General features: G+C 65.9%; 17 protein-coding genes. 1 reads left to right on the forward strand and 16 read right to left on the reverse strand.

Annotated features, from left to right (window positions below):
* Nucleotides 1-10: 10 nt before the first annotated feature.
* The 7 genes from WS62_RS00880 to WS62_RS00910 are packed head-to-tail and all read right to left on the reverse strand — an operon-like array spanning nucleotide 11 to nucleotide 8,916.
* Nucleotides 11-1,150 (reverse strand): glycosyltransferase, encoded by a 1,140-nt coding sequence (locus WS62_RS00880; RefSeq protein ID WP_066566941.1) that lies wholly within the window; start codon nucleotides 1,148-1,150, stop codon nucleotides 11-13.
* Nucleotides 1,151-1,193: 43 nt separating this feature from the next.
* Nucleotides 1,194-2,141, reverse strand: coding sequence for a glycosyltransferase family 2 protein (locus tag WS62_RS00885; protein ID WP_066566475.1), 948 nt, complete (start codon nucleotides 2,139-2,141; stop codon nucleotides 1,194-1,196).
* 31 nt (nucleotides 2,142-2,172) lie between these two features.
* Nucleotides 2,173-4,392: a polysaccharide biosynthesis tyrosine autokinase gene (locus WS62_RS00890; RefSeq protein WP_066566476.1), complete on the reverse strand. Its 2,220-nt coding sequence runs from the start codon at nucleotides 4,390-4,392 to the stop codon at nucleotides 2,173-2,175.
* Between the two features lie 50 nt (nucleotides 4,393-4,442).
* Complete coding sequence (locus WS62_RS00895; RefSeq protein ID WP_066492399.1) at nucleotides 4,443-5,618, reverse strand: polysaccharide biosynthesis/export family protein; 1,176 nt, start codon at nucleotides 5,616-5,618, stop codon at nucleotides 4,443-4,445.
* Complete coding sequence (locus WS62_RS00900) at nucleotides 5,612-6,046, reverse strand: low molecular weight protein-tyrosine-phosphatase (protein WP_066566477.1); 435 nt, start codon at nucleotides 6,044-6,046, stop codon at nucleotides 5,612-5,614. The genes WS62_RS00895 and WS62_RS00900 overlap by 7 nt, the downstream gene beginning before the upstream one ends.
* Nucleotides 6,047-6,066: 20 nt before the next feature.
* Nucleotides 6,067-7,488 (reverse strand): UDP-glucose dehydrogenase family protein, encoded by a 1,422-nt coding sequence (locus tag WS62_RS00905; protein ID WP_066566489.1) that lies wholly within the window; start codon nucleotides 7,486-7,488, stop codon nucleotides 6,067-6,069.
* Nucleotides 7,489-7,533: 45 nt separating this feature from the next.
* Complete coding sequence (locus tag WS62_RS00910; RefSeq protein WP_066566491.1) at nucleotides 7,534-8,916, reverse strand: undecaprenyl-phosphate glucose phosphotransferase; 1,383 nt, start codon at nucleotides 8,914-8,916, stop codon at nucleotides 7,534-7,536.
* 428 nt (nucleotides 8,917-9,344) lie between these two features.
* Between WS62_RS00910 and WS62_RS00915 the strand changes: the two genes are divergently transcribed.
* Nucleotides 9,345-10,856 carry a mannose-1-phosphate guanylyltransferase/mannose-6-phosphate isomerase gene (locus WS62_RS00915; RefSeq protein ID WP_066566493.1) on the forward strand — a complete coding sequence of 504 codons (1,512 nt, stop codon included), beginning with the start codon at nucleotides 9,345-9,347 and terminating at the stop codon, nucleotides 10,854-10,856.
* A gap of 75 nt (nucleotides 10,857-10,931) precedes the next feature.
* Here WS62_RS00915 and WS62_RS00920 read toward each other — a convergent pair whose 3' ends face one another.
* The 9 genes from WS62_RS00920 to WS62_RS00960 all read right to left on the reverse strand — a co-directional run bounded on the left by WS62_RS00920 (nucleotide 10,932) and on the right by WS62_RS00960 (nucleotide 19,903).
* Nucleotides 10,932-11,939, reverse strand: a complete 1,008-nt coding sequence (locus WS62_RS00920; RefSeq protein ID WP_066566495.1) for a transposase — start codon at nucleotides 11,937-11,939, stop codon at nucleotides 10,932-10,934.
* A gap of 589 nt (nucleotides 11,940-12,528) precedes the next feature.
* Nucleotides 12,529-13,110, reverse strand: a complete 582-nt coding sequence (locus WS62_RS00925; RefSeq protein ID WP_066566949.1) for a DUF3501 family protein — start codon at nucleotides 13,108-13,110, stop codon at nucleotides 12,529-12,531.
* Between the two features lie 28 nt (nucleotides 13,111-13,138).
* A complete protein-coding gene (locus WS62_RS00930; protein WP_066566497.1) occupies nucleotides 13,139-14,476 on the reverse strand; it encodes a heterodisulfide reductase-related iron-sulfur binding cluster in 1,338 nt (445 codons plus the stop codon).
* 144 nt (nucleotides 14,477-14,620) lie between these two features.
* Entirely contained in the window at nucleotides 14,621-15,043 is a 423-nt protein-coding gene (locus WS62_RS00935; RefSeq protein ID WP_066492411.1) for a rubrerythrin family protein, read from the reverse strand.
* A gap of 246 nt (nucleotides 15,044-15,289) precedes the next feature.
* Nucleotides 15,290-16,336 (reverse strand): N-acetylmuramoyl-L-alanine amidase, encoded by a 1,047-nt coding sequence (locus WS62_RS00940; protein ID WP_066566500.1) that lies wholly within the window; start codon nucleotides 16,334-16,336, stop codon nucleotides 15,290-15,292.
* A gap of 557 nt (nucleotides 16,337-16,893) precedes the next feature.
* Entirely contained in the window at nucleotides 16,894-18,162 is a 1,269-nt protein-coding gene (locus WS62_RS00945; RefSeq protein ID WP_066566503.1) for an RNA polymerase sigma factor, read from the reverse strand.
* The gene (locus tag WS62_RS00950) at nucleotides 18,159-18,698 is read right to left on the reverse strand and encodes an SRPBCC family protein (protein WP_066566505.1); all 540 of its coding nucleotides are present in this window, start codon (nucleotides 18,696-18,698) and stop codon (nucleotides 18,159-18,161) included. The genes WS62_RS00945 and WS62_RS00950 overlap by 4 nt, the downstream gene beginning before the upstream one ends.
* A gap of 21 nt (nucleotides 18,699-18,719) precedes the next feature.
* Complete coding sequence (locus WS62_RS00955) at nucleotides 18,720-19,133, reverse strand: YciI family protein (protein ID WP_066566957.1); 414 nt, start codon at nucleotides 19,131-19,133, stop codon at nucleotides 18,720-18,722.
* 416 nt (nucleotides 19,134-19,549) lie between these two features.
* A complete protein-coding gene (locus WS62_RS00960; protein WP_066566960.1) occupies nucleotides 19,550-19,903 on the reverse strand; it encodes a YciI family protein in 354 nt (117 codons plus the stop codon).
* Nucleotides 19,904-20,185 lie beyond the last annotated feature (282 nt).

Raw genomic sequence — 20,185 nt, forward strand, 5'->3', positions numbered from 1 at the left:
GTCGCCGCCCTCATCCGTTCGAGCGCGAACGCGAATCCGCGAACGACAGCGCAGCCTTCGCCGCCGCATGCGCACGGCGGCGCGTCAACAGATCGCGCGTGATCCGCATGTGCTGCGCGGCGAATTGCTGCGTCGTCAGATCGCGCTCCTGCAGCCGGCGTGCGGCCGCCTGCGCGCGCGCGAGCGCCTGGTCGGGCCGCGCGGCGAGCGCGTCGGCCGCGCGTCGCAGCGCGCTCACGTCGAACGGCTGCACGTAGGTCGCCGTGCCATGAGGGAAATAATCGCGCAGCCCGCCGACGTCACTGACGATCATCGGCTTGCCGACCGCCGCCGCCTCGAGCATCACCGTGATGCCCGACGCGTGGTGATTCGGCCGCAGCGGCACGACGATCAGGTCCGCCCAGTCGTATAGTTCGCGCTGCCTCTCGATGCCCGACACAGATGCGATCTCGATGTTCGGCGCATGCAGCGCACGCGGAATCCGGCGGCGCGTCGCGAGACGCACGTCATAGCGCGCGTCGCCGCCGAACGCGGTGACGAACGTCTTCCAGTCGCGGTCGCGATCGTTGCCGATCGCCGCGATGCGCAGCGGCCGATGCGGCGACCACGCGTCCGGCATGCACATCGGGAAATCCTGCGTATTCAGCCCGTAGTACACCTGCAACGCATCGCGCCGCAGATAGCGGCGGCACAGCTCCGCGTTGTCGCGCGCAAGCGTCGTCAGCACGTCCGCGCGGCCGAGCAGCTTCCGATATGCCCAGCGGCGCACGACGCCGTAGCCGGGCCATTTGTCGAGAAGCCACACGCTTTGCGCAAGCAGCAGCGGCCTCGCGCCGCGCGCGCCCGACAGCTTCAGCACGAGCGACGCCGCGAGATGCTCCTGCTCGGTGTGCGTCCAGATCACATCCGAATCGAGCAGCGCGGCCCGGTTGCGCCACGCATGCATCAGATCGAAGCCGAGCACGTACTTCAGCGCGCGGCGGCCGACACCGACGAGCCGGCTCTCGCGCGTGTCGTGCGAATACGTCAGTGTGAACTCTTCGGACTCCGCATGGTGATAGCCATACAGGCAGCCGATTTCGTCGCCCTTGCGATAGGTGCGCGGATCGGCGCCGTAAAACAGATGAACGTGAACCTTCGTGGCGGTCATGCGAAAACTCCAGCCCGAATCGAATGAATCTGCAATGCGTCGCTCATCGCGCGGCGCCGACATGCGGCGCGGACGCCATGCGCCGCGCATCGTGCGCGCCGCGCCGCACCGCGCGCCAACGCGCACGCATGCTCGCGCCGTTCTTCGCGGCGACGGTCAGCACGACATGCACGAAGCCCGGGTACGCGCGCGTGCCCACGAGCGTCCACCACCACCACGCGATCACGCGCCGCGCGGGCGGCAGATGCTCGCGCAAGGTCAGATGCAGGTTGTACGCGGCGTTCGACAGCGCGGCCATCGACGCGGCGTCGCGCCGATCGTCGTCGAAACGCTCGGCCGGATAATGGTCCACCGCGACGGCTGGGTCGTAGACGAGCTTCCAGCCCGCGCGCTTCACGCACATGCTGAACGACGTGTCGTTGTGCGTCTGCGCTCCCGCGCCGCGCAGGCGCGTGTCGAAGCGCAGTCCTTCGATCGCCGCGCGGCGATAGCTCATGTTCGCGCCCTTCAGCGTGTCCACTTCGCGCGCGCCGCCGACGCCGAGATGGTGATTGCCGATGATCTTGCCCGACACGGTGAGCCGGCCGACGAGCAGCTGCTCGCCGTCGAGCAGCCGGCCTTTCTCGTGCACCCAGTCGCGGCCGCCCACCGCGCCGACGCGCGGATCGGCGGCGAATATCGTGCCGATCCGTTCGAGCCAGTCGGCGCGCGGCGCGGCGTCGTCGTCGGTGATCGCGATCACGTCGCCGCGCGCGGCGTCGAGGCCGCGATTGAGCGCCGCCACCTGCCCCGGCACGTCGACCACGACGATCCGCAGCGCAAGCGCGCCGCACACGCCCGGATCGGCGAGCCGCTCGTGGGTCGCATCGTCGTCGGGGCGCGCGACGACGATCACTTCTTCGGGCGCCATGCGCTGCCGCTGCAATGCGATCAGGCAGCGCGCGAGATCCGCGGGACGCCGGTAAGTCGGCACGAGTACGGAAATTTTCATCGTCACCTCGTCGATCGAAGCAGGGTCCGCGTCATGCGCTCAGATATTCGTGCACGGCCGCATAGCCGCGGCCGTAGCCGCGGGTGCGCGCCGGCACGCCGTTGAAGATCCCGCCTTGCAGTTGCACGCCCGCGGTACGCAGCCGCTTGATCGCATCGCCGATCTCGCCCTCGGTATGCATGCCGGAGCGCAGCACGAGGAACGTCGAGCCGGCGAGCTCGCCGAAGATCGTCGCGTCGGTGACGGCGAGGATCGGTGGGGAATCGACGATCACCACGTCATAGCGCTTCGCGAGGCCGTCGAGGTATTGAGACAGTCGCGGCGACATCAGCAGCTCCGACGGATTCGGCGGACGCGAGCCCGACGGGATGAACGACAGCCCCGGCACCGACGTTTCGCGGATCGCCTCTTCAAGCGCGACCTGATCGCTCAGCAGTTCCGACAGACCGCTCTTCACGCCCGTGCCGAAGTAGCGATCGAGCGAGCCGCGCCGCATGTCGGCATCGATCAGCAGCACGCGCTTGCCCGAATGTGCGACGAGCGCAGCGAGATTGACGGCAAGGAAGCTCTTGCCGATGCCGGGCGTCGGGCCCGTCAACACGATCACGCGATTCTTCGCGTCCATCAGCGCGAACTGCATCGCGGTGCGCAGGCTGCGCAGGCTTTCGACGCTCGGGTCCTTCGGCCGCGCGCACGCAAGGATCGGCCGCACGCGAAGGCCCTTGTCGGCGGCATCGAAGCGCGTCTGCTCGGCGCTCATCGGCACGAGGCCGTACAGCGGCAGGTTGAACACGCGTTCGACGCGATCCGGATCCTCGATGCCATGGAACAGGTTGCGGCGCATGAACACGACGCTCGTGCCGAGGATCAGGCCGAGCAGCGTCGCCGCCGACAGGATCAGCACCTTCTTCGGCTTCACCGGCACGCCCGGGCGCAGCGCCGCGTCGACGAGGCGGATGCTGCCGCCCGTGCCGGCCTTCTGCACTGACAGCTCCTGCACACGATTGAGCAGCAGCACGTAAATGTCTTCCGCGACCTTCGCGTTACGCTGCAGCGCGACCGCCTTCACTTCGGTCGCCGGCAGCCCGCGGAACTTGCCGTCGTACTTCGCGCGCTCCGCCTCGAGCTGCGCGAGCTGCTGCTTAGCCGCGACGACGAGCGGATGCTCTTCCGTGTAGCGCTGCGCGAGCGCCGCGAGCTGCAGCCGCTGCGCGGCGATCTGCTGCTCGTACTGGACGCTGCCTTCGAGATAGACCTTCGCTTCGTCGCTCGCATTGATCGAGCCCGACGTGCGCTGATATTCGGTGAGCTCCGCCTCCGCGCGCTCGAGATCCGACTTCAGGCGCGGCTCCTCATTCTTCAGGAAATCGAGCATTTTCGTCGCTTCGGCCTGCTTGCTCGTGATGTGCTGATGCAGGTACGACTGCGCGAGCGCGTTTGCGATCTGCGCGGTTTGTTCGGGATCCTTGCCTTCGAGCGAGATCTGGATCACGCCCGTCTGCTTGCCCTGCTCGGCCACCTGAATCGCCGACTGGAATCCGGTGATCGCGTCGAGATCGTTCTGCCGGATCACCGTGAAGCGCGTGCCGGGACGCGCGACGAGCTTCGACACGCTGATCGTCGCACCGCCGCCCTGCTCGTTCTCGCCGACCTTGCCGCGCAACAACAGGTTGCCGTCCGGATCGGCGAGCGTGTAGTCGCCTCCCGCGCCCGCCGTCAACGTCAGTTTCTTGCCTTCGAGCGCGGGCGTCACGTTGACCGAATCGACGTCCGCCTCCTCGCCGCCCCACGCAAACGACGACAGTCCGAGCCACGGCTTCGCCGGACGATCTGGCGTCGCGAGCCGCGCGGCGATCGCGCCGAGAATCGGAAATGTGTTCGGCGTGACCGACGAGTTCAGCTTGAACTGCTCGACGACCGGCGCGACGACGCCGCGACTCTTGATGATCTCGATTTCCGCGTCGGTCGGCGGCGTCGCCGGGCCGCTGTTGATGACGGCGCCCGTCTGCGTCTGCGTGAGCGCTTGCGACGTGTTGTCGTTCGCCTCGACGCGAACCTGCGCGTCGGCCGAATACACCGGCTTCGCGACATAGCAGTAGAGCCCGGCGAGCGCGATCACAAAAAGCGCGATGCCGAGAAGCAGCCAGATATCGTCGAGAATCACCTGGATCAGCTGACCCAGGACGACGTCTTCCTCCTCGGTCTTCACCGCGAGGTCGGCATAAGGATGTTTCGCTTGCGTATTCACCATGCATTCCCGCTTGAGGTTGAGGCGGGCCGCGCGCGACGGCCCGGGACCGATCAGCGCGTGATCTGCTTCATGTAGTAAATCGACTGGATCGTCGGGAAAATCTGCTGCAGCAGGCGGTTGAAACGCACCGACTCGGTCGTGCCGACATAGACGACGTCGAGCGGCTTCAACTGGAAGCGGCTCGACAGCATCAGCGCGTCAGGCTGCGTCATGTCGAGACGGAAGATGTCGGGCGTGTTCGGCTTGTCCTTCAGGTCACGCAGCACGTAAACCTGGCGCGGGTTCGCGTCGGTATCGAGAATCCCGCCGCCTGCCGTCAGCGCATCGGCGATCGTCAGGCGGCCCTTGAGCATCGGCACCGTCGCGGGCGTCTTCACTTCGCCCATCACGAACACGCGGCTGTCGCTGCGGTCCGGCACGTTGACGATATCGCCCGGCTGCAGCATCACGTTCTGCGTGACGTCGCCGCGATCGAGCATTCCGTTCGCGTCGAGCTGGTAGAACTTGCCGTCGCGCGTGAGACGCACGCGCTGCAGGTCGGCCTCGTTCGTCGAGCCGCCCGAGCGCGTGATCGCGTCGACGAGCGTGATCGGCACGTCGGTGATCGCGAGCGGGCCGGGCGTCTTCACTTCGCCCGTCACCTGCACCTTCTGGCTGCGGTACGACAGCACGCGCACGTCGACCTGCGGATTCTTCACGTAGCGCGCGAGCCGCGCGGAGAGTTCGTCGCGCACCTGGCCGACCGTCTTGCCCACCGCCCGAAGGCGGCCGACGAACGGAAAGTAGATCGTGCCGTCCGCGCCCACCGTCTGCCCGTACGGATCGGCCTGTCCGGGCAGCGCATTCGTATACGGCTGCTGCAGCGCGCCCGCAACCGTCTGCGTCGTGTTGCCGCCGCTCGAGAACGACTGACCTTGCGGCGTCGTCAGCTCAGGGTGATCCCAGACGGTGACGCCGAGAATGTCCTGCGGCGCGATCCGGTACACGTACTGCGCCGGATCGGTGTAGTGCGACGGCGGCAGCGGCCGATCCTTGCGCTGCGCTTCGGCCTGCGAAACGACCAGCTGCGCGGTGATGAGCTGCACGTTGTAGTGCTCGGTCGGTTGCGCATCCTTGTCGTCGAGGCGCGAAGTATCCATATAGTTGCCGGGCGCCATCGAGCACGCCTGCAGCAACGATGCGAACGCGACGGCGAGCGCCATGGGTTTAAGCGAACGTTTCAGCATATCTTTTGCAACCATCCTTGAACCAGACGTTCGATCAATGTGTAGCTCTGTCGATAATCGACCTCGGGACCGCCGTAGGGATCGGCGATCTCGGTGTCTTCCCATTTGCCGAGCAGATGCACCTTGCCGCGCGCGACCGGATCGAGCAATTCGACGTCGGCGATCTGCCGGCGCTCGGTGACGAGGACGAGATCCGCCGCACGCACGAGCGCTCGGCTCAGGCGCCGCGAACGGTGCCGCGCCGCGTCGACGCCGCGCTCCGCCAACAGGCGCGACATCGTCGGATCGATGCCGTCGCCGTCGTTCGCGTCGATGCCCGCCGAGTGGAACGCGAGCGCGGCGCGCGACGCCATCGACTTGAACAGCAGCTCCGCGGCCGGGCTTCGGCACACGTTCGCACGGCATACGATCAGAATGTTGCGGAACATGGTCGAACTCGCGTCGTCACTCACGCTCCGGCGCGCGCCGCGCGCGCGGTGCGCTCGTCGCTCGCCGCCGCGCGTGATGCGGCGCCCGGCCGTCCGATCGGGTAATACTCGATGCCGAGCTCGCGCATCGCGATCGGCTCGTACAGATTGCGTCCGTCGAAAATCACGGGTGTCTTCCAGCGCTTGCCGAGCGCGGCGAAATCCGGGCTCTTGAACGCCTTCCATTCGGTGACGATCACGAGCGCATCCGCGTCCTGCGCGACTTGCGCCTCGTCGTCGGCAAACGCAAGCCGCGCGAGCGCGTCCTGACGATCGCCCAAGTCGAGCGCGAGCACACGCTGCGCTTGCGCCTGCGCAACCGGGTCGTACGCGGTGACGTGCGCGCCGCGCGACAGCAATTCGGCGATCAGCGCGCGGCTCGGCGCTTCGCGCATGTCGTCGGTGTTCGGCTTGAACGCGAGGCCCCAGACGCCGAAGCGGCGGCCGGTCAAGTCCTCGCCGAAACGCGCGACGACCTTCTGCGCGAGCACGCGTTTCTGTTCGTCGTTGACGGCCGACACCGCCTGCAGCACGCGCAGCGCCTGCCCGTGCTCGGCCGCCGTGCGAATCAACGCTTCGACATCCTTCGGAAAGCACGAGCCGCCATAGCCGCAGCCCGCGTACAAGAAGTGATAGCCGATCCGCGGATCGGAGCCGATCCCGCGCCGCACCGCTTCGATGTCGGCGCCGAAGCGGTCAGCCAGATTCGCGAGCTCGTTCATGAACGAGATGCGCGTCGCGAGCATTGCGTTCGCCGCGTATTTCGTGAACTCCGCCGAGCGCACGTCCATGTACAGCGTGCGCTCGTGATTGCGGTTGAACGGCGCATAGAGCTTCTTCATCAGCTCGCGCGCGCGCTCGCCGGGCACGTCGTCATCACAGCCGATCACGATCCGATCCGGCCGCGTGAAGTCCTCGACCGCCGCGCCTTCCTTCAGGAACTCCGGATTCGACACGACCGAGAACATCGCGTCGTCGCCGCGCGCCTTCAGTTCGCCAGCGACCGCCGCACGCACGCGCTCAGCCGTGCCGACGGGCACCGTCGACTTGTCGACGATCACCTTGAAGCCCGTCATGTAGCGGCCGATGTTCCGCGCAGCCGCGAGCACGTATTGGAGATCCGCGGAGCCGTCCTCGTCGGGCGGCGTGCCGACCGCGATGAATTGCACGTCGCCGTGCGCGACGGCCGCCTCGACATCGGTCGAGAACTGCAGCCGGCCCGCCGCGCGATTGCGCGCGATGATCTCGGCGAGGCCCGGCTCGTGGATCGGCACGCCGCCGCCGTTCAGTACGTCGATCTTCTTCCGATCGACATCGAGACAGAACACGTCGTGGCCGATGTCGGCGAGACACGCGCCCGTGACGAGCCCCACATAACCGCTGCCGATGATAGTCAGATTCATCTGTCGAACCTCTTACCCAGTGAGTCGGAAAACGCGTTGCCGCGCTCAGTATGCATTGCTGCCGGTGAAGCCCTTCCACAGCGTCAGCGCGACGATCTTGATGTCGAGCCAGAACGACCAGTTCTGCATGTAGTACAGATCGAGCTTCACGCGGCCCATCATCTTCTCGATGCGATCGGTTTCGCCGCGAAAGCCGTTGATCTGCGCCCAGCCCGTGATGCCCGGCTTGATCCGGTAGCGGAACATGTAGCCCTTGACGAGATCCTTGTAGATGTCGTCGTGCTCGAGCGCATGCGGACGCGGACCGACCACCGACATCTCGCCCTTCAGCACGTTGATGAACTGCGGCAGCTCGTCGAGGCTCGTGCGGCGCAGGAAGCGGCCGACGGACGTCACGCGCGAATCGTTCTTTCTCGCCTGCGTGACCTTCCCCGCCGCCTCGTGATGCACCTTCATCGAACGGAACTTGTAGATCTCGAACTCGTTGCCGTCGATGCCCTTGCGCTTTTGCCGGAAGAACACCGGGCCGGGCGACGTCAGCTTGACGAGCGCCGCGATCACGAGCATCGCGGGCGCCAGCATCGCGAGCGCGGCAAGCGCGAACAGCCGGTCGAACACGAACTTCGGCAAGATCCGCACGTCGGTGATCGGCGACGCGGCGAGATTGATCGCAGGCACGCCGAGCAGTTCGATGACTTCCTGGTTGAAGAACGACAGGCTGCGCACGTCCGGCACGAATCGGATGTTGACGAAATCGTTTCTGAACTCGGTGACGATCCGGTGAATCTGCGGCTCTTCGGAAAGCGGCAGCACGAGCCACAGCTCGCCGATCTCGCGGCTGCGCACGCGGCGCACGAGGTTGCCGAAGCGGCGCTCGATCGCGATGCCGTCGAATTCGGCCGCCGCCGCGTCGCTGCGCCCGTCGTAGATGCACACCGGATTGAAGCCCGCATCCGGACGCGCTCGCATGTGGGCGACGAGGCGCTTCGTCGCGGTCGCGTCCGCGCTGCCGACGATCGCGACCGACTTGTGATTGAAGCCGCCGCGCCGCAGTTGCCGCAGCACCGCGTACACGCAGGCTTTCGACGCGACGAGCAGCGTGATCGTCGTCATCGCCCAATAGCCGAGCCACAGGCGCGACAGATCGCCCGCGTGATGGACGCTGAAGCTCATCAGGATCCCCGCCAGCTCGACGACGAGCCACGCGACCGACACGCGCCACATGAGCCCGAACACCGGCTTGCCGCGCCACGACTGGTAAATGCCGAACGCCGGGAAGAACACGACGACGAGCATGCAGTCGAACACGACGACCGTGCGCTGCAGGTCGTCGAGCCACACGAAGCCGCCGCGATGAATCATGGCGGCGATCAATGCGCCTGCCACGGCCATCGCGATATCGATCATCCTAGCCAGTACGCTCAGCATGGTTGTTCCTCGTGAGACGGAAACCGGCCGCACACATCTCGTCGACGTGCATCCGATTTAAACATTGCATGCCGTTATTGAACCGGGAAGAAAATCCCTCCCGCAAGCGCACAAGTATTTCTAAAAATAATCGGAAATTTTTTCATGGGCACGATGATAATCAATCAGAATATTTTGCCGAAGCAATCACCTCGATAGACAACCAGAAGAGACGAAGATGCCGCCAAAAGCCTTTACCTACAAGGATTTGACGGGTTGGAACCCAATATTTTTTTGATTTTTTATTTATTACTTCACGCGCATTCCATGCAATTTGTGTGCACCGCACGATAGCAATCCGCCAATCGAGCGTGTCCGCACGATTCTTTTATTGTCGATTTACGTCGTGCTACAACGTCGGGACAGTCTTGTACTCGAGGAGTGTCATCATGAACACCACGCTCGCCACCGACGCCCGTCCCGCTTGCGTCGCCGCCGGCACGCACCTTTCCGTGCAACCCGTCGTGCTGGCCGGAGGCTCGGGCACGCGGCTCTGGCCGATGTCGCGCGAGCGCCATCCGAAACAATTGATCAATCTGCTCGGCGACGAGTCGCTGCTGCAATCGACCGCGCGCCGCCTCGACGGACTGTCGACCGGTCATCCGGTATCCGAACGAATGATCATCGTGTGCGGCGAAGAACACCGCTTCACGACCGCCGAGCAACTGCGACTCGCGGGCAAGGACGCGACGCTCGTGCTCGAGCCGCTCGGCCGCGACACCGCGCCGGCGCTGACGATCGCCGCGCTACGCGCGGTCGCGGACAGCGACGACGCGGTGCTGACCGTGATGCCGGCCGACCACGCGGTCGCTGACGTCGCGCGTTTCCAGCAAGCGGTCGCGGCCGGCGTGCGCTACGCCGAACAAGGCATGATCGCGACGCTCGGCATCGTGCCGACGCACGCCGAGACGGGCTACGGCTACATCCGCGTCGGCGCGGGCGCAAGCGACGCGGAACTCGGCGTCGCGGCCAGGAAGCTCGACCGCTTCGTCGAGAAGCCGCACCTGGAACTCGCCCAGCAATATGTCGCCTCGGGCGAATACTGGTGGAACAGCGGCATCTTCATCGTCCGCGCATCGGTATGGCTGAAGGCGATTCGCCACTTCCAGCCCGCGATCCACGAAGCATGTGCGCGCGCGGTCGCGCTCGGCAGCGACGACGGTCCGTTCTTCCGCGTCGATCGCGACAGCTTCGCCGCGTCGCCGTCGAACTCGATCGACTATGCGGTGATGGAACCGCTTTCGAACCTGCCCGCCGTCTGCGAAGGCGTCGTCGTGCCGCTCGACGCCGGCTGGTCCGACGTCGGCTCGTGGGACGCGCTCTGGCAGATCAGCGACAAGGACGACGACGGCAACGTCGCGCGTGGCCGCGTATGCTTCGAGCAAGCGTCGTCGACGTTCGCGCATTCGGAAGGACGCCTGATCGCCTGCGTCGGCACGCAGAATCTCGTCGTCGTCGAGACGCCCGATGCGATCCTCGTCGCCGATCGCGCGCATGTGCAGGACGTGAAGAAAATCGTCGGACGCCTGAAGGCGGCGTCCGGCGCGGAAGCGTCCGACCACCGCAAGGTGCATCGCCCGTGGGGGAACTACGATTCGGTCGACAGCGGCGAGCGCTTCCAGGTGAAGCGGATCGTCGTCAAGCCGGGCGCGCGCCTGTCGCTGCAAATGCATCATCACCGCGCCGAGCACTGGATCGTCGTGCGCGGCACTGCGCGGATCACGCGCGGCGACGAGACATTCCTGCTGTCGGAGAACGAGTCGACCTACATTCCGCTCGGCGTATCGCACCGGCTCGAGAATCCCGGCAAGATGCCGCTCGAACTGATCGAAGTGCAATCGGGCTCGTATCTCGGGGAAGACGACATCGTCCGCTTCGAAGACAACTATGGACGACACTGACGGAACGGCCGCGCCGCAGCGGCCACGACGCGGCCCGCGCGCAAGCGTGCCGCGCGGCGAACGGCACGACCGCATTCAACCGACGCGATACGCGTACTCGCGCCGGTCGACCAGCACTTGCGACGCGTCGCCGCGTCCGTCCGCGAGTGCGCGGCGCCGTTCCGCCGCGAAGTGCTTGATATTGGTCTCGGCCAGCGCGAGCGCGGACAGCCCGGCGATCGTCGGCACCGATTTGCTCGCCTGCTCGGCGGCAGCAGGCGCCGACGCCTCGTGCGCATCCCGCCCGCCCGCGCATTGGCGGTCGATCCACTGGCGCGCCCAATCGAGCGCGTACTGCTCCGCCGATTCGGCATCCGTGAAACGCGGACCGATGAGTCCCGAGCGCTCGACGCGCCGATCGTCCTGCACGATCTCGGCCCATGCCCGATACATCAGGTTCTGCACGGGCTGCGCGATACCGTACACGGTATAGCCGCGATAGGTTTCGGTTTGCGGCGTTTGCATCCCGAAGCTGAACGACGCGGGATGCGGCCTGCCATGTCCCTGGTCGCGCACGGACGCGCCCGGCACCGCGAAGCCGTGGTGATGCGACGCATCGACATCGCGCTGCTCGCCTTCCTCCTCATCGCTCGCGAAGCGCCTGACGTTCACGCCCGCGCCCGGACGGCAAGCGCTGGCTTGAGCGACCGGCAATTGCCACGACTCGGGGTTTTGCCAGAACACACCGCGCAGACGATCGCAATCCGCGGGCGGCTCCGCGCGCCGAACGGGCGTGACAGGCTCCGGAGGCGGCGGCACATACGCGAACGCACGGCCGCTTTCTTCCGATAGCACTTTCACCATCTCGCCGAGCGTGCCGCTCGCGAGCCATTCTTCAAAGCGGCGCCGGCACGTCGGACCGGATGGATAACGGCCGGGCAGCTTCGACCACGGTTCGCCCGTGGTGAGAATCCAAAGCACCGCGTTCGCGACGACCCGATTCTCAGCGCGCGGTCGGCCTCGTCGGTTCAGTCGGATGGGTTCATCGGCGATCAACGTCGACAGACGGGCCCACTCTTCATCGTTTAGCTCATCGAAGAACATAGATCTCTCCACGCAGCCAGGCCGGGCTGCGATTGGCGGCACGGTCGCGAGCGAATCGCACTCGTAACCGCGGCCAGGTTGCACATGGACGCTATTCGGTTGTGCACGCCGGTTCGCTACGCACAAACAAGGTGCCGCGACTCCCGACGATGACGCACGAAGCACTGTCTCACTCGTATGCGGTATTTTTTGTGCATGAAGCATACCATCATCAGGGTTTATCTCAATATGACAACGGTGTCATGTTACTCACTGAAACAAGATAGTGATCAAGCAGGGTCAGCATTTCATATCAATTATTATGATGTTTTTATTCCGACCAACCCGATAGCCCCGCCCACAAAGGCTGAAGGGAATATGAAAAGTACATTGCAAACGGGTTCTGATGCAAGCTCCGACCGTGGGCGGCAGCATTTTCCGACGTTGTTGCAACATCGGTAAGCAAAGGGAAAATACGTGACAAATTGTTTATTGATCGGTAATTAAATCCTTTTTCAATCGTTATACTTTTCATTGCACGCAATCTCATAAATGATTGAATGCGGTCGATGCCAGTTCCGTCGGCCGCATGCAGGACAGGCTCGTCCGCTCAGTCCAGATCGCTCGCGAGCGACGCTGCGACGTTCGGGTCGATCCGCATCGTTTGTACCGGATAGTTAGGATGGTCGCAGCCGATCGACAGCGGCGCGCCCGCCTTGAGCTTCGCCTTCATCGCGTCGCTCAGCTCGAAGCGCACGAAGTGCACGGCGGAAGTCTTCTCGTCCGTATCGCGCTCGAGATCTTCATCGGCAATCGCATAGACGGGCGTCTCATCGCCGACGACGAGGAACACGCAATCTTCGATGCCGATGAGCCGCGCAAGCGCCGCGCGTCGCTCCGTTTCGTTTTCGTATTCGATCTGCATCGTCGCTTTGAAATTGCTGCCGTCAGGCACGAGCGGCAGATACGCTTCGAGCTCGCCCGAGATGCCCGCCTCGTCGAAGATCTTCTCGATGTGCAGCATCTCGTGGATCTGATAGCGGATCGTCGTCTCGTCCTCGAACAGGAAGCGCAAGTGATTGCCGAGCGACACCGCACGGCGCTGCTTGTGTGCGATCACACGTGCACGTTCTTGCCGGCGTACCTTCGCATAGGCTTCGAGCGTCAACAGCGAATCACGGGTGAGCGTCATGTCGTGCTCCTCGTTCGGTGCGCCGTGCTCAGATGCCATATGCCTTGCGCAGCAGCGTGATCGGATGCACGAGGGGCGGCGGCGCGACGCCTTTCGCGCCGATCCCCTCTTCGATGTGATGTCCCGCGAGCGCGCAATCGGACGACATGTAGTCGGGCGTCTGCTCCGCCATCGCCTTGAACACCGGCGCGCCGATCTTCAGCGCCTGAGCATGGAATTCCTTCTTCACGCCGAACGTGCCCGCGTGACCCGAGCAGCGCTCGACGACGTTCACCTTCGTGCCCGGCACGAGCGACAGCGCGTCGGCCGTCTTGCGCCCGATGTTCTGCACGCGCGCATGGCACGGCACGTGGTACGACACGGTGCCGAGCTCGTGCTTGAAATCAGTCTTCAGCAGGCCGTCGCGATGGCGCGCGACCACGTATTCGAACGGATCCCAGAACGCGTCGGCAACCGCGCGCACGTCGGGATCGTCGGGAAACATCAGCGGCAGCTCGCTCTTGTACATCAGCACGCAGCTCGGAATCGCGCCGATCAGCGCATAGCCTTCGTGCGCATAGCGGGCGAGCACCGCGATGTTCGCCTCCTTCTTCCTCGCGACGCCTTCCAGATTGCCCTGCTCGAGAAGCGGCATCCCGCAGCATGCTTCGCTCGTGACGAGCTCGTAGGGGATGTCGTTGTGCGCGAGCACCGCGAGCAGATCGTGGCCGATGCCCGGCTCGTTGTAGTTCACGTAGCAGGTCGCGTAGATCGCGACGCGCCCCGGCGTGCGCCCGCCGTCACGCGGCAGCGGACCGGGCGACCGCTGCGCGGCGCGGCGGAACTTGCGCGGCGCGAACGGCGGCAGCCACGCGTGCCGATCGACGCCGAGCGTCGCTTCGAGCGCACTGCGCACGGGAGGCGTGCGGTTCGCGACATTGACGGCTTGCGTGACGATCGGGATGCCGGCGAAGTAGCCGAGCATGTCGGTGTTCGACAGCAGCTTGTCGCGCAGCTTGACGTCGTTGCGCTTATAGCGCGCGGCCTTCGCCCGCAGCATCAAATGCGGGAAATCCACGTTCCAGGGATGCGGCGGCACGTACGGGCATTTCGTCATGTAGCAGAGGTCGCACAGATAACACTGGTCGACGACCTTGCCGAACGATTTCGGATCGACCGCATGCGCCTCGCCCGTCTCGGTCTCGTCGACGAGATCGAACAGCGTCGCAAACGCGCCGCACAGCGACACGCAGCGCCGGCAGCCGGCGCAGATCTCGAACACGCGGGTAAGCTCGGCGTCGATCGCGGCCTGATCGTAGAACGCGTCCGAGCGCCAATCGAGAGGATGGCGGGTGGGGGCCTCCAGACTGCCTTCTCGGTGGGACATGGGGCAGCTCCATCACGTTGCGCGCGGCCGCGCGCGTTGTGCCGGACCGCACGGCGACGCGCACGCGCTCGCGTGCGGCCGCCTCCGGCTGACGGTACGACGAGCGAACGCTCCGCGCGCCGGCCAGCGGCGCGCTCGGCGCGCTCAGTCGACGAGCGCTTCGAGCGCTTTCGTATACCGATTCGCGTGGCTGCGTTCCGCTTTCGCGAGCGTCTCGAACCAGTTCGCGATTTCGTCCAGGCCCTCTTCTCGCGCGGTCTTCGCCATGCCCGGGTACATGTCGGTGTACTCGTGCGTCTCGCCCGCGATCGCGGATTGCAGGTTCTGGCGGGACGAGCCGAACGGCAAGCCCGTCGCCGGATCGCCGACCGCTTCCAGATACTCGAGGTGGCCGTGCGCGTGGCCGGTTTCGCCTTCGGCCGTCGAACGGAACAATGCGGCGATGTCGTTCTGTCCCTCTACGTCCGCCTTCGATGCGAAATACAGGTAGCGGCGATTCGCCTGCGACTCGCCGGCGAACGCGTACTTCAGGTTCTCTTCGGTCTTGCTGCCCTTGAGCTGTGCCATCTGCGCCTCCGTGTCTCATGCCGACGCGCGCGGCGGCGGGCCGGATGAACGATTGTGGGGAACGATGCGCAGCTCGGCTGCCGCCGCTGGGGCACCGTGCATTTCAATCTAGGCGCTCTCGTGTGCATCCCCCAATAGGCTTTTTCAATGTCGTCGATAGTGCGGCGATGGCGGGAGGCAGCGACGGCAGCCAGGCGATGACGATGCCGCGCCGCATTGCGGCGCGGCACACGTGCGCCTACGATGTCAGCGCGGCGACGCGGGCGCGAGCGGCCATGCGTCGCTGCCCTTCTCGCCCGTCGGCGCGGTCGCGCCCGGCAGCGCCTGCTTGCTGATCGAGCGTCCGCGGTTGAAGTACTTCTCGAGCAGCGCATCGAGGATCGCGACCGTCTCGACGTCCGGCACGCCATCGTAGCGCGACGGCCGGAAGTGCATCTGGAACGCCGATACGACGTTGACCGTCTGTGCGTCGAGCGCGCCCGTCTGCGGCGTGTCGTAGCCGTACGCGAGCAGCTTCGACTGCAGGCTCGCGACGTCGCCCGCGAACGGCCGGTTGGTCCGATAGTAATCGACGGCTTCCACCTCCGGCCACGCACCGATCCGATATTGATCGTAGAGCTTCTTCCACGGGAACAGCGGCCCGGGATCGGTCTTGCGGCCGGGCGCGACGTCCGAATGTCCGACGACTTTGTGCGGCAGCACCTGATGCCGCGCGACGACGTCGGCGGCGAGCGCGCCGAACACCGCGACCTGCGCGTCCGGATACGGATACCAGCGCCGGTTCATCAGCGGCAGGTTTTCGTCTTCCGGCGGAAAACCGAGATTGACGATCTCGATGCCGACCGAGCCCGCGTTGAGCATCCGGTCGCCCTGCCAGTAGCTGACGCCCGCATGCCATGCGCGGCGCGCCTCCGGCACGAGCTCGAATACCTTGAAGCGCTGGCCGTCGTCGGCCGCGTCGGGCACGAGATAGTGCGAACTGACCTGCCGCTGCTGATCGGTCAGCGATGCCAACGAATCCGCGAGCGTCTGCGCCGTGTAGTGCAGCACGAGCGTGCGCACCCGCGAATCCTGATTCGGCGACTGGATCGAGCGGTCGATCGTATAGCTCGCGCCGGCTGCCGCGCCGGACGACTGCGACGTATCCTGCGCGTGCGCGGACGACACGACGCCGTCGCCGTCGCCGCAACCGGCGAGCGGCAGCATGAGCATTCCCATCGGCCATGCCGACGAACGCGCGAGAAAACCGCGCCTGCCCTCGTTGATGATTTTCGCTTGTTGTTCTTCAGCCATACCCTATTCCGTAAGAGTCGTAACTTGCGATTGAGAATCGGCGCGATGCGCCGAGCGATCAGGTTGCGCGATGAAGCGACGCGCGAGCGTGGGAGTCGGCGAGGCAGCGCAAGTTCCGATTCGGAGTGCGACGTATTCGCGGAAAACGGGAAAGCTTCGAAGCGAAGTCGACGATGCGACCGCGTGAAGATGAAGATGCACTGCGTGTCGATATTTCGCGCGGGCGACGCGTGGCGTGTGGTTGCGGCTCGCGGCTTGCGGCTTGCGGCTTGCGGCTTGCGGCTTGCGGCTCGCGGCTCGCGGCTCGCGGCTCGCGGCTCGCGGCTCGCGGCTCGCGGGAGGCTACGTCAAGCGCGTCGCCCTATCGGAACGAAACGACGTCGCCCCGACGGATGGCGGCAACGAGCAACGACTCGCATACGCATCGTCCTACTGATCAATGCCGAAACACGCTATGCGTGGCGACACGACACATGCCGGGGTGCAATGCGCGGGCGGCGACGCGTCACGCACACGCAATCCGCCAATCCGATCCCCCATGATCGCCCCACGACGCATCATCGCTCCGTCGCCCGCGCGAGCAGCATTTCGCGCTCGCGCGCATTGAGCGTCATGTCGGCCGCGCGCCGAAACTCCGCCTGCGCCTCGTCGCGCCGCCCGAGCTTCGCGAGCAGATCGCCGCGCACGCTCGGCAGCCAGTGATAACGCGCGAGCGCCGGATCGGCGGCGAGCGCGTCGACGATTTCGAGCCCCGCCGCCGGCCCGAACGCCATGCCGACCGCGACCGCGCGATTCAGTTCGACAACGGGCGAAGGCGCGACTTGCGCGAGCGCATCGTAGAGCGCGACGATCTGCCCCCACTCGGTGTCGTCGGCGCTGCGCGCACGCGCGTGGCACGCGGCGAGCGCCGCCTGCAGCGCATACGGGCCGCTCGCGCCGCCCAGCGCTTCCGAGCGCGCGAGTGCGGCAAGCCCGCGCCGGATCAGCAGCGGATCCCAGCGGCTGCGGTCCTGATCGAGCAGCAGCACCGGACGCCCTTGCGCATCGATGCGCGCGCGCATCCGCGATGCCTGGATTTCCATCAATGCGACGAGTCCATGGACTTCGCTCTCGTCGGACGCGAGCTCGGCGAGCACGCGTCCGAGCCGCAGCGCTTCGTCGGTCAGCGCGGGACGCATCCAGTCGTCGCCGGCCGTCGCCGAATAGCCTTCGTTGAAGATCAGGTAGATCACTTCGAGCACCGAAGCAAGCCGCGACGCGCGCTCCGGCGCGCGCGGCACCTCGAACGGCACCTTCGCCGCCGACAACGTGCGCTTCGCGCGCACGATCCGCTGCGCGATCGTCGGCTCGGGCGTGAGGAACGCGCGCGCGATCTCGCCCGTCGTCAGCCCGCCCAGCAGGCGCAGCGTGAGCGCGACGCGCGCGCCGGTCGACAGCACCGGATGGCACGCGGTGAACACGAGCCGCAGCAGATCGTCGCCGATGTCATCGTCGCGCGCCGCTTCGAGCACGTCGACGACGTCAGGCGCCACGTGTGCGCCGAGCGCGTCGAGGTCGAGGCCGATCTGCTCGCGCTTGCGCGCATGCAGCGCGTTCTGTCGCAGATGATCGAGCGCGCGGCGTTTCGCGGTTGTCATCAGCCATGCGCCCGGATTCTCCGGCACGCCATCGCGCGGCCAGTGCTCGAGCGCGGCGACGAGCGCGTCCTGCGCAAGCTCCTCGGCGGCGCCGACGTCGCGCACGAGCCGCGCGACGTGCGCGATGATTCTTGCCGCTTCGATCCGCCAGACGGCGTCGATCGCGCGATGAACGGCGGCGTCCGTCATGCGCGCCCTTCCGCGAGCGCCTTCAGGTTCGCGAGCCCCGCGGTGAAATCCGCGCCGACCATCTTGTCGATGCTGAAGAACACCTGCATCAGCTTCGACAGGAACGGCGACGGGCCGCGCATCGCCCACGTGACGACCGTCGCGTCGCCGTCCGGCCGCAGCGTGAATTCCGCGACGTCGTGCGCCTCGAACGGCTTCACGAAATCGAGCCGCATCGTCACGTGCGACGGCGCTTCGAGCTCGGTGATCTCGAAGCGCCCGACGCCGACCTTGTCGCTCGTCCACGCATAGCTCGCGCCGACGCCGGACGTCACCGCGCCGTATTCGCCGCGCAGCGCCGGATCCTTGCGCTCGTACGGATTCCACGTATTGAAGCGGCGCAGGTCCGCCATGTATGGAAAGATGCGCTCGGCATGCGCATCGATCCGCGCGCTGCGCTCGACGCGAAACGTGCCCGGCCGCGACGCCGCATACAGCATCAACAGCAGCGCCAGCGCGACCACCGCCGCGCAGGCGATCACCACGATCTCGACCATCGCCGTCTCCTCTCGCTCGCGTCAGCCGAGCTTGCTGTCGAGCTCGCGGAACCGCTCGACCGCATCGCTCGGCTCGAAGTCGTCGAACTCGAACAACTGCCGCACTTCGATCTCGCCGTCCTCGCGCTCGCCGAACGGCGCGGGAAAACGGCGAGTCCATTCGAGCGCCTCGTCGCGCGACCGCACCTGGATCAGCGTGTAGCCGGCGATCAGTTCCTTCGTTTCGGTGAACGGACCGTCGACGACGATGCGCTTGCCGCCCGAATAACGAACGCGCCAGCCCTTCGACGACGGCTGCAGCCCCGACGCGTCGAGCAGCACGCCCGCCTTCGCCAGTTCTTCGTGATAGGTCGCCATCGCGGCGATCAGGGATTCGTCGGGCATCGCACCGGACTCGCTCGTCGCGTTGGCCTTCACCATGATCATGAAACGCATCGCTCTCTCCTTTGGCAGATGGACGGACGCCTCATCGGGCATCCCGCCCCTACGACGGACAATGCGATCTCCGCTCGACATTCCGCGCGTCGAATTCGGGAAAACCCCTAACGCCGGTTCACGCGCATGACAGGCTTGCACTCGCCGCCCCAAAAGCCAAGCGCAAGAACGAAGACGGGGTGTATTCGCAGCGAGCACGGCGCGGCGATCGGCCCTTCCGGCGACCGGCCCCGCGAAATTCGGGGCGCTTGGCCCGGCCAGGCGACGCACCGCCCTCCTTGCACGGCGCGCCGCAGGAAGCTTCGTTGGCAGGCGGCGTGCAGCGCACGCTCGCAAACCCGTTTAGCGTGAACAGACGCCGGATCGATGCGATACGCGACGCCCGGCGGGCGTCGGTCGGATTCACTCGAACCCGGTCAGGAGAAGCACGGGCCGATCTCGCGCACCTCGACCGAGCACCATTCGGCAGCAGGGCAGCCCTTCGCGATTGCGAGCGCCTCGCCTTCCGTCTCGACGTCGAGCAGGAAGAAGCCGCCGACCATTTCCTTCGCTTCGGCGAACGGTCCGTCGACGAGACGCACTTCGCCGTTGCGCACCTGCACGCGCGTCGACTTGTCGTCGGAGACGAGCGATTCGGCGCCGATCAGCACGCCGCGCGATTGAAGCTCGCCGGCGAAGTGGCGCATCCGCTCGTACAGGATTTCGCCTTCCGCTCGCGTGCGTTCCGCGCGTTGGCCCCGCGGTTCGACGATCAACAACATGTAGCTCATTTGCGTCACCTCCTATGACGACGCCGTCCGGAATCGCTCGATGCGGCCGCATCGAGCCGGCAATCGCTGATGGCCGCGCCTCTATTCTGAGCGGCCGGCGTGCGGCGGTCCATCGGAATCGAAGGCTTGCCTCGCGATGCGCAACCGCGCGGGTGAACGCACGGCCGGCGCGTGAAAGCGCCGGGCGTCACCTCGCCCCGGACGCCGGAAACGGTTCTATCGCGAATCGCCGATCCCGCATCGACGATGCGCCGCGAACACGGCCCGAAAAAACGTGGCCTG

Source organism: Burkholderia sp. ABCPW 14, assembly GCF_001523835.1.
GTDB lineage: Bacteria > Pseudomonadota > Gammaproteobacteria > Burkholderiales > Burkholderiaceae > Burkholderia > Burkholderia mayonis.